The 14,782-nt window shown below is 67.4% G+C and carries 20 protein-coding genes and 1 pseudogene; 15 read left to right on the top strand and 6 right to left on the bottom strand.

Annotated features, from left to right (window positions below; genetic code table 11):
• Positions 1-50: 50 nt before the first annotated feature.
• Entirely contained in the window at positions 51-1,289 is a 1,239-nt protein-coding gene (locus EZJ19_RS06750; RefSeq protein ID WP_131445907.1) for a DUF1015 domain-containing protein, read from the top strand.
• A gap of 26 nt (positions 1,290-1,315) precedes the next feature.
• Here EZJ19_RS06750 and EZJ19_RS06745 read toward each other — a convergent pair whose 3' ends face one another.
• The 5 genes from EZJ19_RS06745 to EZJ19_RS06725 all read right to left on the bottom strand — a co-directional run bounded on the left by EZJ19_RS06745 (position 1,316) and on the right by EZJ19_RS06725 (position 5,591).
• On the bottom strand, positions 1,316-2,152 hold the full coding sequence (locus EZJ19_RS06745) for a M14 family zinc carboxypeptidase (RefSeq protein ID WP_165873499.1): 837 nt from the start codon (positions 2,150-2,152) through the stop codon (positions 1,316-1,318).
• 304 nt (positions 2,153-2,456) lie between these two features.
• Positions 2,457-4,121 carry an energy-dependent translational throttle protein EttA gene (ettA, locus tag EZJ19_RS06740; protein ID WP_131445901.1) on the bottom strand — a complete coding sequence of 555 codons (1,665 nt, stop codon included), beginning with the start codon at positions 4,119-4,121 and terminating at the stop codon, positions 2,457-2,459.
• Between the two features lie 114 nt (positions 4,122-4,235).
• Positions 4,236-4,730 carry a DsrE family protein gene (locus EZJ19_RS06735; RefSeq protein WP_131445898.1) on the bottom strand — a complete coding sequence of 165 codons (495 nt, stop codon included), beginning with the start codon at positions 4,728-4,730 and terminating at the stop codon, positions 4,236-4,238.
• Positions 4,727-4,960, bottom strand: a complete 234-nt coding sequence (locus EZJ19_RS06730) for a hypothetical protein (protein ID WP_131445896.1) — start codon at positions 4,958-4,960, stop codon at positions 4,727-4,729. The genes EZJ19_RS06735 and EZJ19_RS06730 overlap by 4 nt, the downstream gene beginning before the upstream one ends.
• Before the next feature lie 49 nt (positions 4,961-5,009).
• Positions 5,010-5,591: a TetR/AcrR family transcriptional regulator gene (locus EZJ19_RS06725; RefSeq protein WP_131445893.1), complete on the bottom strand. Its 582-nt coding sequence runs from the start codon at positions 5,589-5,591 to the stop codon at positions 5,010-5,012.
• A gap of 345 nt (positions 5,592-5,936) precedes the next feature.
• Here EZJ19_RS06725 and hemP (EZJ19_RS06720) point away from each other — a divergent pair, with 345 nt between their 5' ends.
• The 6 genes and pseudogenes from hemP (EZJ19_RS06720) to EZJ19_RS06695 all read left to right on the top strand — a co-directional run bounded on the left by hemP (EZJ19_RS06720) (position 5,937) and on the right by EZJ19_RS06695 (position 10,144).
• Positions 5,937-6,119: a hemin uptake protein HemP gene (gene hemP / locus EZJ19_RS06720; protein ID WP_240754686.1), complete on the top strand. Its 183-nt coding sequence runs from the start codon at positions 5,937-5,939 to the stop codon at positions 6,117-6,119.
• Between the two features lie 77 nt (positions 6,120-6,196).
• Positions 6,197-7,513, top strand: a complete 1,317-nt coding sequence (locus tag EZJ19_RS06715) for a carbohydrate porin (protein ID WP_165873498.1) — start codon at positions 6,197-6,199, stop codon at positions 7,511-7,513.
• Between the two features lie 118 nt (positions 7,514-7,631).
• Positions 7,632-8,783: pseudogene (locus EZJ19_RS16785) on the top strand (DUF2325 domain-containing protein); the annotation flags it as partial.
• A gap of 116 nt (positions 8,784-8,899) precedes the next feature.
• Complete coding sequence (gene hemP / locus EZJ19_RS06705) at positions 8,900-9,061, top strand: hemin uptake protein HemP (protein ID WP_131445888.1); 162 nt, start codon at positions 8,900-8,902, stop codon at positions 9,059-9,061.
• 80 nt (positions 9,062-9,141) lie between these two features.
• Positions 9,142-9,393: a hypothetical protein gene (locus EZJ19_RS06700; protein ID WP_131445885.1), complete on the top strand. Its 252-nt coding sequence runs from the start codon at positions 9,142-9,144 to the stop codon at positions 9,391-9,393.
• Positions 9,394-9,772: 379 nt separating this feature from the next.
• Entirely contained in the window at positions 9,773-10,144 is a 372-nt protein-coding gene (locus EZJ19_RS06695) for an HMA2 domain-containing protein (protein ID WP_131445882.1), read from the top strand.
• Here EZJ19_RS06695 and EZJ19_RS15840 read toward each other — a convergent pair.
• Positions 10,122-10,292 (bottom strand): hypothetical protein, encoded by a 171-nt coding sequence (locus EZJ19_RS15840; protein WP_165873497.1) that lies wholly within the window; start codon positions 10,290-10,292, stop codon positions 10,122-10,124. The genes EZJ19_RS06695 and EZJ19_RS15840 overlap by 23 nt on opposite strands.
• On the opposite strand from EZJ19_RS15840, the gene EZJ19_RS06690 reads away from it, so the two are divergent.
• The 8 genes from EZJ19_RS06690 to EZJ19_RS06660 all read left to right on the top strand — a co-directional run bounded on the left by EZJ19_RS06690 (position 10,287) and on the right by EZJ19_RS06660 (position 14,750).
• Positions 10,287-10,700 carry a YtxH domain-containing protein gene (locus EZJ19_RS06690; protein WP_131445879.1) on the top strand — a complete coding sequence of 138 codons (414 nt, stop codon included), beginning with the start codon at positions 10,287-10,289 and terminating at the stop codon, positions 10,698-10,700. The genes EZJ19_RS15840 and EZJ19_RS06690 overlap by 6 nt on opposite strands.
• Positions 10,693-11,055 (top strand): magnetosome protein MamC family protein, encoded by a 363-nt coding sequence (locus EZJ19_RS06685; protein WP_131445876.1) that lies wholly within the window; start codon positions 10,693-10,695, stop codon positions 11,053-11,055. The genes EZJ19_RS06690 and EZJ19_RS06685 overlap by 8 nt, the downstream gene beginning before the upstream one ends.
• Positions 11,056-11,095: 40 nt before the next feature.
• The gene (locus EZJ19_RS16040) at positions 11,096-11,335 is read left to right on the top strand and encodes a hypothetical protein (RefSeq protein ID WP_206199351.1); all 240 of its coding nucleotides are present in this window, start codon (positions 11,096-11,098) and stop codon (positions 11,333-11,335) included.
• Positions 11,336-11,458: 123 nt separating this feature from the next.
• Positions 11,459-11,716, top strand: a complete 258-nt coding sequence (locus EZJ19_RS06675; protein ID WP_206199350.1) for a YtxH domain-containing protein — start codon at positions 11,459-11,461, stop codon at positions 11,714-11,716.
• Positions 11,713-11,874 carry a hypothetical protein gene (locus tag EZJ19_RS15835; RefSeq protein ID WP_165873496.1) on the top strand — a complete coding sequence of 54 codons (162 nt, stop codon included), beginning with the start codon at positions 11,713-11,715 and terminating at the stop codon, positions 11,872-11,874. Before EZJ19_RS06675 ends, EZJ19_RS15835 begins: the two co-directional genes overlap by 4 nt.
• Before the next feature lie 4 nt (positions 11,875-11,878).
• Complete coding sequence (locus EZJ19_RS06670; protein ID WP_131445873.1) at positions 11,879-14,005, top strand: heavy metal translocating P-type ATPase; 2,127 nt, start codon at positions 11,879-11,881, stop codon at positions 14,003-14,005.
• 135 nt (positions 14,006-14,140) lie between these two features.
• The gene (locus EZJ19_RS06665) at positions 14,141-14,506 is read left to right on the top strand and encodes a hypothetical protein (protein WP_206199349.1); all 366 of its coding nucleotides are present in this window, start codon (positions 14,141-14,143) and stop codon (positions 14,504-14,506) included.
• Positions 14,507-14,516: 10 nt separating this feature from the next.
• The gene (locus tag EZJ19_RS06660) at positions 14,517-14,750 is read left to right on the top strand and encodes a FeoA family protein (protein WP_131445870.1); all 234 of its coding nucleotides are present in this window, start codon (positions 14,517-14,519) and stop codon (positions 14,748-14,750) included.
• The last annotated feature ends 32 nt before the right edge of the window (positions 14,751-14,782 follow it).

The following is a 14,782-nucleotide window of genomic DNA, read 5'->3' as shown; positions in this document are numbered from 1 at the left end:
GCGCAAGGCGAGTAAAATGGCTGGATTCAGTCACCAGCAGGAAACATCAGATGCCTCTCGTCCGCCCGTTCGCCGCTCTCCGCCCTGCCTCCGGTCGTGCCCAGGAAGTGATCGCGCCGCCCTATGACGTGCTCAACACGGAGGAGGCGAGGGCCTTGGCGGAAGGCCGGCCGTGGACCTTCCTGCACATCTCGAAGCCGGAAATCGACCTGCCGCGCGGCACCGACCCCTATGCCCCGGAGGTGTATGCCAAGGCCGCCGAGAACCTGCGCCGCATGCTCGATGCCGGCGTCCTCAAGCAGGACGCGGCGCCGGCCTACTATGCCTACCGGCTGATCATGGGCGAGCACGTCCAGACCGGCATCGTCGCCGCCGCCAGCGTCGCCGACTACGATACGAATCGCATCCGCAAGCACGAATTCACGCGCCCCGACAAGGAAGACGACCGGGTACGCCAGGTCGAGGCCCTGAACGCCCAGACCGGTCCGGTGCTGCTCGCCTATCCGCACGCCCCGGAAGTGGACGCCATCCTGGCCGCCGCGAGCCAGAACGCGGCCGATGCCGACGCCACCTCGGAGACCGGCGTGCGGCATACCCTGTGGCAGATCACCGAGGCCGCCAGCGTGGCGCGCCTGACTGCGCTGTTCGACGCCATGCCGGCCCTCTACATCGCCGACGGCCACCACCGTTCCGCGGCGGCGAGCCGGGTGTGTGCGGCGCGCAAGGCCGCCAACCCGGCCCATACCGGGGACGAGTCCTACAATTATTTCCTGGCCGTGATCTTTCCCGACCACCAGATGAAGATCCTCGACTACAACCGCGTCATCAAGGACCTGAACGGCCTGAGCGAGGACGAGTTCCTCAAGCGCGTGGCGGAGAGCTTCACCATCGAGCCCGCCGACGGCCCGGTTAGCCCGGCCCAGCCGCGCGAATTCGGCCTCTACCTGAACGGCCGCTGGCGCAAACTGCACGTCCATCCCAGCCTGGTTCCGGCCGATCCCGTCGCGCGCCTCGACGTCAGCCTGCTCCAGAACCACCTGATCTCGCCCATCCTGGGCATCGACGATCCCCGCCGCGACAAGCGCATCGATTTCGTGGGCGGCATCCGGGGCCTGGCCGAGTTGGAAAAGCGGGTCGACTCCGGCGAGATGGCGGTTGCCTTCTCGCTGCATCCGACTCACATGGAACACTTGATGGCGGTGGCCGATGCCAATCAGGTCATGCCGCCCAAGTCGACCTGGTTCGAGCCCAAGCTGGCCGACGGCATGGCTTCGCACCTACTCGATTGAGGCACCGGCCGGCCGCTCGGGGCCGCTCAGCGCTTTGCGGTCGGCCCCGGGACCGCGAGGTCCTTGATGTTGTGGCGCACCCACTTGAGCATGTCCTCCCACATCGCCTGCTGGTCGCGTTGGCTGGGCATGGAGGTGGCGTTGGGCAGCTCGATGGTGATGACCGGTATCTGCTTGAAGACGCCGGCGTAGTTGCCCATGGAACCCGGGTAGACGCCCAGGCGGTTGAGCGAGAGGCGGCCGAAACGCATCGGCTCGGGTACCGGGCCGTCGTAGTCGAGCAGGTTGTAGGGGGCGTGTACGCTGATGATCAGGTCGGGCCGGTAATCGGCGATCTGGTCCTGCAGCCAGCGTGTCTCCGCCTCGGAACCCGCGCTCTTGCCCGGGTAGCGGCGCGGGTCGCGCCGGGTCCGCTTGACCCAGTAGTCCTGCGCATCGCGGTCCCAGTCCGGAGTCTGGAAGTTGCGATTGAGATCGACGCCGTTGGCGTTGACCCGGGTGGACGGCTTGGCCATTAGGCCGTCGGGGTTGGCGACCGGGATCACCCGCCATTGATAGGTAGCTGCGTCGGCTTGTCCGAGCCAGTCGAGCCAGCGGAACACGACCGAGATGGAGGTCAACTCGTCGCCGTGGATACCGCCGATGACGAGAATCCGCTTCGCCTCCGTGCCCGCTTGCCCGGCCGCCGGGATGTCACGCGTGACCAGGGGATTCCCTTGCGGCGTACGTACCTCGGCGGCGACGAAGTTCTGGGCATGGCAGGCGTCCGCGGAGACGCTGCGCAGCCGGTTGCCGAGGTAGTCGCACCAGGCGTCGACCACCTCGGATTCGCCCGCCTGGGCCGGGACCGAGAAAACCGGCATGGCGAGCAACGATAAGAAGATGAAACGAATCATGGCGTGCTGACGGTAGGTTGTGGGTTCAACGATACAAAGGTCGCAGGGGACCTCGGCGGCAAGGCGCCGATCGGGCCGCGGGGCAACCGGGTAGTGACAGGAGGGCACACCGACGCCAGGGCCACGCGGGCGGCTACGGCGCGCCGGATGTGCTCGGTATCGGCAAGGTTGTTGTTGTTCGGCGATACCAACCGGGCCGGGCGTCCGGCCCGGCATGCAGGCGGCCATTGTACCCGGCCTCGGGTCGGTTTCGACAGGGGCCGGCGCCGTTTCAGCGACTGATCGGCTTGTAGCGGATTCGTTTCGGTTTGGCACCTTCCTCACCCAGGCGGCGCTTCTTGTCGGCCTCGTATTCCTGGTAGTTGCCGGCGAAGAATTCCCAATGGGAATCCCCCTCGCAGGCCAGGATGTGGGTAGCGATGCGGTCCAGGAACCAGCGGTCGTGGCTGATCACCAGGACGCAGCCGGCGAATTCCAGCAACGCATCTTCCAGCGCCCGCAGGGTTTCGACGTCGAGGTCGTTGGAGGGTTCGTCGAGCAACAGGACGTTGCCGCCCTGGATCAGGGTCTTGGCCAGGTGCAGGCGGCCGCGCTCGCCGCCGGACAGGTTGCCGACGATCTTGCCCTGGTCGGCGCCCTTGAAGTTGAAGCGGCCCAGGTAGGCCCGGCTGGGCATCTCGAACTTGCCGACGGTGAGGATGTCGGCACCGTGGGCGACGGCATCGAACACGCTCTTGTCGTTCTCCAGACCTTCGCGCGATTGGTCGACCGAGGACATCTTCACCGTCTCGCCGATGGCGATGGTGCCCGCGTCCGGCTGTTCCTTGCCCTGGATCATCTTGAACAGGGTCGACTTGCCGGCGCCGTTCGGGCCGATGATGCCGACGATGGCGCCGGGCGGAATCTGGAAGCTCAGGTCGTCGATCAGGAGGCGGTCGCCGAACGACTTGGAGACGCCGTCGAACTCGATCACTTTGTCGCCCAGGCGCTCGCCCGGCGGTATGAAGATTTCCTGGGTCTCGTTGCGTTTCTGGTATTCGAAGCTGTTCATCTCCTCGAAGCGGGCCAGGCGGGCCTTGGATTTGGCTTGGCGCGCCTTCGGGTTCTGGCGCACCCACTCCAGTTCCTGCTTCATGGCCTTCATGTGGGCGTCGATCTGCTTCGATTCCTTCTCCAGGCGATCCTCCTTCTGTTCCAGCCAGGAGGAGTAGTTACCCTTCCAGGGGATGCCCTGGCCGCGGTCCAGTTCCAGGATCCACTCGGCGGCGTTGTCCAGGAAATAGCGGTCGTGGGTGACCGCCACCACGGTACCCGGGAAGCGGACCAGGAACTGCTCCAGCCAGTCCACGGACTCGGCGTCGAGGTGGTTGGTCGGCTCGTCGAGCAGGAGCATGTCGGGCTTCTGCAGCAACAGCTTGCACAGGGCGACCCGGCGCTTCTCGCCGCCGGACAGGTTCCTGATCACCGCGTCCCAGGCCGGCAGGCGCAGGGCGTCGGCGGCGATCTCCATCTGGTGTTCCGCGTCGCTGCCTGAGGCGGCGATGATCGCTTCGAGACGGGCCTGCTCCTCGGCCAGCTTGTCGAAGTCGGCATCCGGCTCGGCGTAGGCGGCGTAGACCTCTTCCAACTTCTGCTGGGCCTGCATCACCTCGCCCAGGCCGGCCTCCACCTCGTCGCGCACAGTCTTGTCCGGATCCAGGGCCGGTTCCTGGGGCAGATAGCCAATGGAGATGCCGGACAGCCACTGGACCTCGCCGTCGTAGTCCTTGTCCGCGCCGGCCATGATCTTCAACACGGTGGACTTGCCGGCGCCGTTCAGGCCGAGCAGCCCGATCTTCGCGCCGGGGAAGAAGGACAGCGAGATGTCCTTGATGATCTGGCGTTTCGGGGGAACGATCTTGCTCACGCGGAGCATGGACATCACGTACTGGGCCATGGTGCGGGTCGAATTCGAAAAAAATAAATTGTATCCGCTCACCGGGCGGTCGCGCTGTTCCGGCTGCCGTTTCGCGTTGCCGTCGCGCCGCCGCCCGCCGCTGGAGGGCGCCCGTCAATAAAGCGGTACGAGCTTGTAGCCCTGGCTCTGGTAGCCGATGACCGAGATGAAGCCGTCGCCGATCAGCTTGAGGCCGGGTAGGACGGTCCCGTTGTCGACGTGGAACACCCGGGTGGCGATCGAGCATATCTCCTGCCTGATCCCCAGTTGCCTGAGCGCCTCGACGTTGTCGGCGATCGCCTTGAGCGTATCGCCCTGTTCCATTTCCAGTTCCGCTTCCGGGCGCCGGGTGAGAAATCGTACCGTTGGTCCGATATAGACGATCACGAAGTCCGGCTTCACCCGCTGGCGCCGCATGCCCTGGTAGGTGCCCTTGATGATGTCGAGATAGAAGGCGGTCTTGCGCGGGTCGGCGAAGTCGATCAGAAACAAGCCCTTGCCTTCCTTGAGACCATGCAGCGCATCGCTATCGTCGAACGGTTCTGCGGCTGCCATGGCGGGCGAAAACAGCAGGCCGAGGGCGAGCAGGGGGGCGAGCAGCCAATTCATTTCGCGCTCCTTGTCCCGGCGGCCAGGGGCATGGCGGCGAGGTCGAGCAGACTGCAGCTGGTCTTGCGCGTGGCCTGGCAGTCCGGATCGCCGGGAACATGCTCGAACGCACAGCTGAGCGCCTGCAGCATGGTCCAATCGCAGTCCGCATAGGCGTGGCGCGGCAGGTTGGGAGGGTAGTAGACGCAGCCGGGACAGTAATCGGCGAGCTGTTCGGGGAGCGGGGGCATAGAGAGTCTCCTTGGGAGTAGAACGGTCGTTCTAGTGGTTGGAAAAAAATTACCCGGCCTGCACCGAGCGCCATGCGCAGGTCCAGACCTCATCCAGATAGCCGGCCAGCGGGCCATCGAGCAGCCCGTCCAGGCGCGCGGTGATCATGCGGATCGGGCCGCCGAACAGGCAGGTGGCGGCCACCTTCAGGTCCATCGCGCGGATTTCCCCGTTGGCGATCCCGTCCTGGACGATCTCGCGCATGAGCACGAACGGGCGCGACGAGCACACGGGGGGCTCGTTGGGTAGGAATTCGCGGTGCCTGGCATAGAGCATGAAGGCCATGGCGCGCGGTTCCCGCTCGGTGAGCTCGAACAACCGCACGATCAACTCGCGCGCCCGTTCCCGAGCCGTCGCATGGCGCCGCATCACCGCCAGGATCACGTCCTCCATGCGGCGGCCGAGCTGGACGTACAGTGCCCGGGCGATGCCGACCTTGTCGCCGAAGTGATGGTAGATCGAGCCGATGCTGACGCCGGCTTGGCGACTGATGTCGTGCACCGACGTGGCGAAATAGCCCTTCTCCGTGAAGAGCGTGAGGGCGGCGTCGAGGACCAGTTGCGTGGTCGTATCGCGAATGGGGGCGGACATGGCGCGAATATTAGAACGATCGTTCTACTGTATGCGCCGACCATTGTTCCGTCAACCCTGGCGGACCGCGTGGCGACGCCGGGTGCCGGAGGGCTACCCGCCAGGAGTCGGTCGCGCAGATGCCGGTCGCGACAGGCCCAGCCGACCGGTGCCGAGGACCGGTGGCCGCCTGCGTTCCAGGGCAGCCGGGCCGAGCGTGGTGGTGTCCGGAAACGGCGCGGTTCACTGGGCGGCTGGCAAGTTGTCGGGTCCCGGCTTGGAAGTGGCCCTTGGATCGAAAACAACAAACGAGAATTATTATCATTACTCTTGCAAAGAATAATAATTCTCATTTAGTATGGGCCCATGACGAAGGAAACGATGACCCATGACGCGACGCCGGATGTGCCGCCGGAGCCATTGCAGCACGACGGCGTGATCCAGGCGGAAGCCCTGTTCCAGGGGCGCCGGGTCCTGATCATCGAGTTCCGGGGCGAGCATTACCAACTGCGCCAGACCCGCAGCGGCAAGCTCATCCTGACCAAGTAAAGACACGCAAGCCAACGGGCCGATGCCCCAGTAGCCAGCCGGAAAGATTCACTTATTGGCTACTGAAGGGAATGCGGATGTACAAGAGCAAAGCGCTGGTCTTGGCCCTGGCCGGACTGTTTGCGGCGCCGGCCCAGGCGCAGGACAACGAAGAAGTGCTGCGGGAGATGCAGCGGCTGAGCGATCGCGTCGCCCAATTGGAGGCGGCCAACCGGAAGCTCGAGGCCGCGCTTGAACAAGACCATAGCGGGCGTGCCGCCAGGCTCGCGGATCGCGTCGAGGCGATCGAAGGCAAGGTGGCCGTCCTGGGCGATCGGCCGGAACCGGTGGCGGCGCTGGCTGGCGCCAGCATCGGCGGGTCGCTGCTCATGGTGGCGCAGAACAGCCGGGGCGGCAGCGGCGCCACCAGTCAGCTGAGCAGCCGCGCCGACCTCGAGGTGGAACTGCCGGCCGGCAACGTGGGCACCGCGGAGGGCCGGTTGTTCGCCCATCTGCGTGCCGGCGACGGCGACGGCGTAGACGTCGGCACCTTCGCCACGGCCAATGCGACCGCCTTCAACTTCAATCAACCGGTGTTGCTGCAGGCCTGGTATCAGCTCGACCTGCCGACCGGTACCGGCAGCGGCGAGTCCGGCCGCGTCGAACTCACCCTCGGCAAGATCGACCCGTTCGGGTTCTTCGACGCCAACAACGTCGCCGACGATGAGTCGGAGCAGTTCCTCAACCTGGCCTTCATCCATAACCCGCTGCTCGACGCCGGCGGCGATATCGGGGTCGGCGAACATGGCGCCAGTCCGGGCCTGCGCCTGGCCTACGGCGGCGAGGTCGAGGGCGGCCGACACCTTGCGGCTTCGCTCGCCGTGTTCGGGGCGGGCGGGGGTGCCGATTACCACGACAGCTTCCACAAGCCGTTCGTCATCGGCCAGGTGGAATACGCTGGTCGGCCCCTGGCCGGTCTGCCAGGGACTTACCGCCTGTACGCCTGGAACAACGGCCAGGCCGAGGACGCTTTCACCGGTACGACGGAACGGCACAGTGGCTGGGGCCTGTCGGCCGACCAGCAGATCAGCGGGCACGCCACCGTGTTCGCCCGCTATGGCCACTCCACGCGAGGCAATCTGTTGTTTGACCGCGCCGTCACCGTCGGCGTCCAGGTGAGCGGCACCCTTTGGGGCCGCGCCGCGGACCGTTTGGGAGTGGCCTACGGCTGGCTGGAAAGCAGCGCGGAGTCCGGCCTGTCCGGCGCCGAACGGCCGTTCGAGGTCTATTACGCCTGGCAGATCAACGAACAATTGGCGCTGACGGCGGATTTCCAGCGCATCGCCAACCCGGCCGGCGACCGTGGTCTGGACGACGTCACCGTACTTGGTCTGCGGGCCAAGGCGGCCTTCTGAACCTTGGCCCGACGGCGGCCATCAGGAGCAATCATCATGCGTTACGCTATCGACATCGATCCGGCCTTCGGCGCGTTGCCGGCCTGCCCTGTGCGGGCTGGCGGCGGGAAGGCCGGCCATGTGTGAACGTCACGGCCTCGGCGCCACGATCCAGCACCTGTTCGGTGCGCCCGACACGGCGCCCCCGGTCACCGAGACGATCAGGCGGGGGCGATCTCGCCTCAAGCTGTGGGAGTTGGAGGACAAACACCACTGTCCGGTGGTCGGCACCTGCTTGAGCCTGGACGAGATCGGCAAACTGGCGCGCAAGGGCGGCTTCGCCGGGCGCAATTTCGATGCCTACCGCTTGCATGTCGAGGCGGTGTCGATCTCATGTACGCGAAATCCGCTCTCGGAAACCATGCACGGATGGCTGGACCGCAAGTACGCAACGGCGGTACGCCGTTTCGAGGGTGCCAAGGATACGGACCAGCTCCTGGCGCTGTGGCGTGAACACCGCGAACGGGGCGAGATCGCGGGTGCCATGTGGGCCGCGCTGACCCACAAGGCGGGCGATGCCGCCAGTCGCCAGTCGGTCTATGCCGACGTACACATGCTGTCGCACCAGATCGGCGCGGGCCAGGCCGCGGATCTGCGCCGCCTCGGCTGGCTGGAGGCCGAACGTATCCGTCTGATCGAGGCGGCCGGCCAGGCCGACACCCGCCATGCCCGCGAGTTGGCGCGGCGCGACGCGCGCCTGCGCCAGCTGGAAGGCGAGCTCGCCTCGGCCGCCCGGCGCAATGGCGTCGACGCGGCCGTGCGTGTCCGCCTGGATGCCCTGGAGTCGGGCGTCGCCATGACCGGCATGGCGCGTCGCCTGCTGGCGTTGACCGACGACGTGGCTCGACTCGCCGCCCGCAACGCCGAACTGGACCGGCGCTTGGCCCAGGCGACCGGCGAGGTAACGCGCCTGGCCGAGGAGGGTGCCCTGGCGGCGCGCGAGCGGGATGCCCTGGAACGCCTGTGGCTGGCGCAGCCGTCCGCCTGTGCGGGCGAATGCGCGGCCTGCCCGACCGGGCTGCGCGACCGCTGCGTGTTGTGCGTCGGAGGCCGTACCACGTTGCTGCCGCAATACCGGCAACTGGCGGAACGCCTGGGCGTGCGCCTGATCCACCACGACGGCGGCCGCGAGGAGGCCCTGTCCCGCTTGCCCGCCCTGTTGGCCAGTTCCGACGCGGTGATCTGCCCGACCGACTGCGTCGGCCATCTCGCCTATTACCAGCTCAAGCAGCACTGCAAGCAGGCCGGCAAGCCGTGTGTGCTGGTGAAGAGTTCGGGGTCGCCAGCTTTGCCGCCGCCCTGGCGCGGCTGGCCGAGGGCCGGACCGAGATCCAGGCGAACTGAGCCATGTCCGATCCCAAAAAAACCGGCATCCCGTCCAAACCCTCCTGTCCGGTCTATCGCAGCGAGGCATTGTTCGCCGGCGCCAAGGTATTGGTCATCGTGCACGATGGGCGCGAGTACCAGTTGCGCATCACCAATGCCAACAAACTCATTCTCACGGCCTGAACGTGCGCGGAATTCGACTGCTCATCCACCGGCTGCGCGGCATGCGCCGTGTCCAAGCCGCCAGCAACCAGGAGTACCTCATGGAAATGAACCTTGTCGATCCGGTCGACGCGACGCCATCCCCAAACGACGAGCAACCGCCGGCACGCCTCGTCGCCGGCGCCTTGGCGCACCTGGCCCGGCATATGGAGACCGGCTGCCCGCGTGCCGCCAGCCTGGCGATCTTGTTGTTCGACAAGGTCGCCAACGACCCCGAGGCGGACGGCCACTTGCGCCGGCACGCTCGCGACCTGGTCGAAGTATTGGAGCGTGCGGAAACGCCGGCCCACTGAACGGCGCGCCTATTGCTGCTCCGGCGGGAGGTGTCCAGGACCACTAGGGAGGCGCCCATGTAAGCAGTTCCCCAGTGGATACGGACAGGGGCTTGTTTATGGAAATGAGAATGGTTATTATTTCTTTGGCGCTAATGCCGAGCTGCCGTTTGACGATGGCGGCAGGCGCAAGAAGTCCCGCAGGTCTGAATAGCTATTTCGATCAGCCAGCCAGCCGTCAGGCGAGCCAGCCAGTAATACAACCCACTACGCTGGATGGCTCGATGTCTCATCCCACTTTGCTTGCACTCCCACCCCGTGGGCGCCGCCATGGCCGGCGTGTCGGGTCCGCCTGTTTGTCGGCGGCGTCCCGCTACTTGGCTGGCCTGGCATGACGGGCGTGACCGATCTGGACCTGTCGGCCCTGCCGGAACTGCGTCGCCATCTGACCATCGTCCATCACCTCCCCGGCCGTATTCGCCTGCGCTTCGGTTCGGCCTTGTGGGGTCGGGCGGCCGGCGTCGACCGTTCGAGCCTGCAGAGGCTGCTGGATGCCCTGGAGGGCATCCAGGACGTACGCCTCAATGCAGCGGTGGCATCGATTGTGATCCGGTACGACCCGGAAAAGATCGATCCACGGGACTGGGAGACCCTGGTGTCCGGCGACACCGCCTCAGCCGGCGAATTGATGGATCGATGGCTGGCCCGCTACGGCCACCTGCTGGGCAACACGCAACGAGAAAAGGAGTTTAGCGATGAACGAACAAGGTAACGGCATGTCCGGGCACGACACAGGCCAGGCTGGCAAGGGTGGCGGTGCCGGAATGGGACAGGAAGGCATGGACGGGGGTCAGGGCCAGGCTGGCCGCCAAGGCGTGCACTCGGGTGGCCAGGCGGACGCGGCCGGGCAGGGCATGCATCAGGTCCCCCCCTTGCCGCCCGGCATGGCCTACTGGCCGGGCTACGGCTATTTCCCGGTGCCGCCCCAGGGAATGGGCTATCCGCCCCCCGGGGCCATGCCGGGGGAGGGGGCGATGCACGGCCACGGCGCCGGCATGAGCCAGGTCATGGATGAGATCGCCAACGGCGGCAGCGGCCTGACCAGCCTGACCCGGATGCTGGACCTGGACGACAAGGATTTCTGGAAGGGTGCCCTGGTGGGGGCGGCGGCGGTCCTGTTGCTGACCAACGACAGTGTGCAGAAGGCCCTGTTCCGTGGTGCGGTCAAGGGTCGCGATGCGGTGGAGGAGGGCGTCGAGAAGGTTAAGACCGGTGTCCGCCGGACCAAGGACAAGGTCCGCGCCGCCCGGGAGACGAGCGATGAGTGACCTCTATCCCGTTTCTTACGTGGCCGCCGGCACCTACCTGCCGGCGTCGCCCCCCACCGAGGCGCTGGCCTGCGAGTCCCTGGTCAGCATGGCGCTGGTCGGTGCCGTGGTGGGTGGGTCGGCGGCCGCGGCGCACAACGCATTGCGCGTGAAGCGCGACGAGATCCAATTCGCCGAAGCCATGCGCCGCACCGGCCGTACCGCCATCGCCAGCGCGGCGGCGACCGTTGTCGCCGGGGCGGCGGCCAACGCCGTGGCCAAGGAGGGAGTACTGCGCCTGTCCCTCATGTTCGGTGTCGGGGCCGCCGTGTTGTACGGCATGAACCGCTGGGTCGAGGAGGAAGCCCATGACTAGCCCGGGCCACCAACATCATCACGGCGTCAGGAAAAACATCGTGGAAGGCATAGGAGGCGTTGTCGTCGGCGCGGCCGTGGTCCTGCTGCTGGCCAGTCTATTCAAGGGCAGGAAGCCCGGTGCGACGGCCGAGATGGCCGCGCTGGACAAGGTGGCCGAGGTCGGCGAGGCGAAGCCGGCGGTCCGGCGTCCGGTAGCCAAGAACACCGATGAGACGCCGGCCAGGCGCCAGCCGCGCAAGACCAGAGCGGCCACCGAATCCCAATCGCCCGAAACTTGAATCGATTACTGACTGGAGTGACAAATGGATCATCACACGAACGCTTCCCGGCAATTTGTACAACCTGGCACGGGCGCGCTGCCCGGCGGACAAGGCCAGGGCGCCGGCATGGGCCAGCCGGCCATGACTCAGCCGCACATGGCCTATCCCATGTACGCGCCCTATTATCGGCAGCAAAGCGCCTCCATGTTCAACGACCGCTTCCTCAAGGGCCTGCTGATCGGTGCCGCGGCCGCTTATCTGCTCACCAACGAGACCGTCCAGCGCAACGCGATCAAGGGCACGGTCAAGGTCTGGAGCCTGTTGCAGGGCGGCGTGGAAGAGCTGAAGGAGCGCTTCCATGACGCCGAGGCCGAGATCCGCGCGGAGGCCGGCGAATGATGCGGCCGGGCCTGCCCTCCCGGTCGACCCGCCGGCAGCTGCCGCTGAAGGCGGACCGCTTGCTGGTGGGCATCGTGGCGGGAGCGGCCCTGGTCTATCTCGCCGGCAAGCTGCTCGGTCTGGGCAAACCCGGCGCGAACGGCAGCAAGGCGGAGTGACGGCATGAGCGGTCTCGTCGTCCTGCACGAAACCGGCCTGCGCCTGCGTGTGCGCATGCCCGCCCTGGCCGAGCGGGGTTTCCGGCCGGGCTGGCTGGAAAGCTGGCTGGAGGCCGTGCCGGGCGTGCGCGACGTGCGCATCAACCGCCGGGCGCGCAGCGTCGCGGTGAGTTTCGACCCGGCCCGGACCGACCGCGGCGCGGTCCTGGCGCGGCTGGCCGCCTTCCGTGCCGACCAGGCCCCGGCATCGGCGGGGGGCGTTGGCATCGCCGGCGAGATCGCACCCATGGTGACCAGCGCCGGGGCCATGGCGGTGATGCCTTTCCTGAGCCAGACCCAGGGCCGGATACTGACCCTGGCCAACATCGCCCCCATCCTGGCGGACGGGGCCGATACGCTGGTCAGGCAGGGCATCAAGATGGAAGTGCTGGATGCCCTGGCGATCGGCCTGGCGACCCTGAGGGGCGAGGTATACACCGCCAACATCACCGCGTTCCTGCTCGCCCTGGGCGAATTCCTGGAGCATCAGACCCAGCGCAGGTCCGACAAGCTGCTGCGCAGGCTGCTCAACCCGGAGCCGGCCGCGGCCTGGGTGGAGCGGGACGGTGGTCTGGTACTGGTGGCCGGCGACGCCGTGGCGGTGGGCGAGATCGTCCTGGTGGGCGTCGGCGAGACGGTGCCGGTGGACGGCCGCGTGGTGGAGGGCACGGCCCTGGTCAACCAGGCCGCGGTCACCGGCGAGGACCTGCCGGTGCGGCGCGAGCTGCGCCAGCGGGTGGTGGCGGGCAGCGTGGTGGAGGAAGGGCGCATCCGCGTCGAGGCCCAGCGGGTCGGTTCCGACACCACCACGGCGCGGGTGGCCAGCTTCATCCAGGCCTCCCTGGAAAACCGCTCGGAGACCCAGCGCATGGCCGACGATCTGGCCGACCGACGGGTCTGGCTCACCCTGGTCACCGGCGGCCTGGTCTATGCCGTCACCCGCGACCTGACCCGCCTGGAGTCGGTGTTCCTGGTGGACTATTCCTGCGCCCTCAAGCTGGGCACGCCCATGGCCTTCAAGTCCGGCATGTACCGCGCCGCCTGCCACAGCGTCCTGATGCGCGGCGGCCACGCTATCGAGCACCTGGCCGGCGTGGATACCATGGTGTTCGACAAGACCGGCACCCTGACCCACAGCGAACTGGTGGTCACCGACGTGGTGGCCCTGGGCAGACGGCACCTGTCCGAGGACGCCCTGCTGGCCCTGGTGGCCTCGGTGGAGGAGCATGCCAGCCACCCCCTCGCCCAGGCGGTGGTGGAGGCGGCCAAGGAACGGGACCTCAAGCACATCAGCCATGGCGAGGTGGACTACCTGGTGGCCCACGGCCTCGCCACGGACGTGGAGGGCAAGCGCGTGATCATCGGCAGCCGGCACTTCCTGGAGGAGCACCACGGCATAGCCTTCGCCCGCCACCAGGCCACCATCGACCGCCTGCTGGAGGAGGGCAAGACCCTGCTCTACGTCGGCGCCGCCGCCCAGGGGCGCGCCAAGGGCGGCCCCATCGGCGTGGTGGCCCTGCGCGACACCCTGCGCGCTGACGCGGCCCCCGCCTTGCAGCGCCTGCGCGCCCTCGGAATCGACCGGATGGTCATGATCACCGGCGACAAGCAGGCCAAGGCCAAGCCCCTGGCAGCCCAGCTCGGCCTGGACGCCGTGCATGCCGAGGTGGCGCCGGAAGACAAGGCCGCCATCATCAAGGCCCTGCAGGCCGAGGGCCGCAAGGTGGCCTTCGTCGGCGACGGCATCAACGACGGGCCGGCCCTGGCGGTGGCCGAGGTGGGCATCGCCATGCCGCGCGGTGCCGACATCGCCCGCGCCACCGCCGACATCGTCCTGATGGACGACCGCCTCACCGCGGTGGTCGATGCGCGCGAGGTCGCGGCCCGCACCATGGCCCTGATCAAGAGCAACTTCAACATTGCCGTCGGCGTCAACACCGCCGTCCTGGCCGGGGCGGTCATGGGCTGGCTGTCGCCGGTGATGAGCGCCGTACTGCACAACGGCACCACCATCGCCGTACTGCTGCGCGCCCTGGCCGGCGCCGGCCTGGCCGGGCCGCGCGCGGACGGCCCGGGCGCCACCCTGCACTGAGCCTGGAGGTGACATGAACCGAGGCCCTGCGCAGCCCTTAGTTGAGAGTCCGAATTATTCCGAATCATGCCGAATTGCAGCAGGGAAGGCAGGAACCTCCCCGTTCGCCGTTCTTACCGAGAGGAGTCACGCACCATGACCGCCATCAAGTACATGCACCACGTTCCCGGCCGTCTGCGTCTGAAAGGCTGCCATTTCCGCCGCGACAGCGCCACCGCCGCCCGGGCCGTCGCCGGGCTGCGCGCCCTGGCCGGCGTCGAGCTGGTCAAGCTCAACCACCACGCCGGCAGCCTGACCGTGCACTACGACCCGGCCCGCCAGAGCCAGGCCGAGCTGCTCGCGGTACTGGAACGATACGGCTGCCTGAACGCCGTGGCCGCGCCGGCCGGCGCGGGTGTCCGGCCGGCCGCGACCGATGGCCTGGCCGGTACTTTCGGCAAGGCGCTGATGGGCGTCCTGGCCCAGCGCACCGCGACCCGGCTGATCGGTGTCCTGCTCTGAGGCCGCCACGATGCCAGCACCGTTTCCGCTCAGCATGGCCGACGAAGGCGCCCGCGTGCGCGTCGTGGCCCTTCGTGGCGGCAGCGGGTTGAGCAAGAAGATGACCGAGATGGGCCTCAACGTCGGCAGCGAGCTGAGCGTGCGCCAGCGCCAGGGCGGCGGCATGGTGGTGGCGCGCGGCGAGACCCGGTACGCCATCGGCGGCGGCATGGCACACAAGGTATGGGTGGAACGGTTGGAATGATCCCCCTGGCGATTTTTCTCCCCGTCGGGCGG

Origin of the sequence: Parasulfuritortus cantonensis (assembly GCF_004337445.1) — a bacterium.
Taxonomy (GTDB): domain Bacteria; phylum Pseudomonadota; class Gammaproteobacteria; order Burkholderiales; family Thiobacillaceae; genus Parasulfuritortus; species Parasulfuritortus cantonensis.
This window is presented reverse-complemented; position numbering and strand designations above follow the sequence as displayed.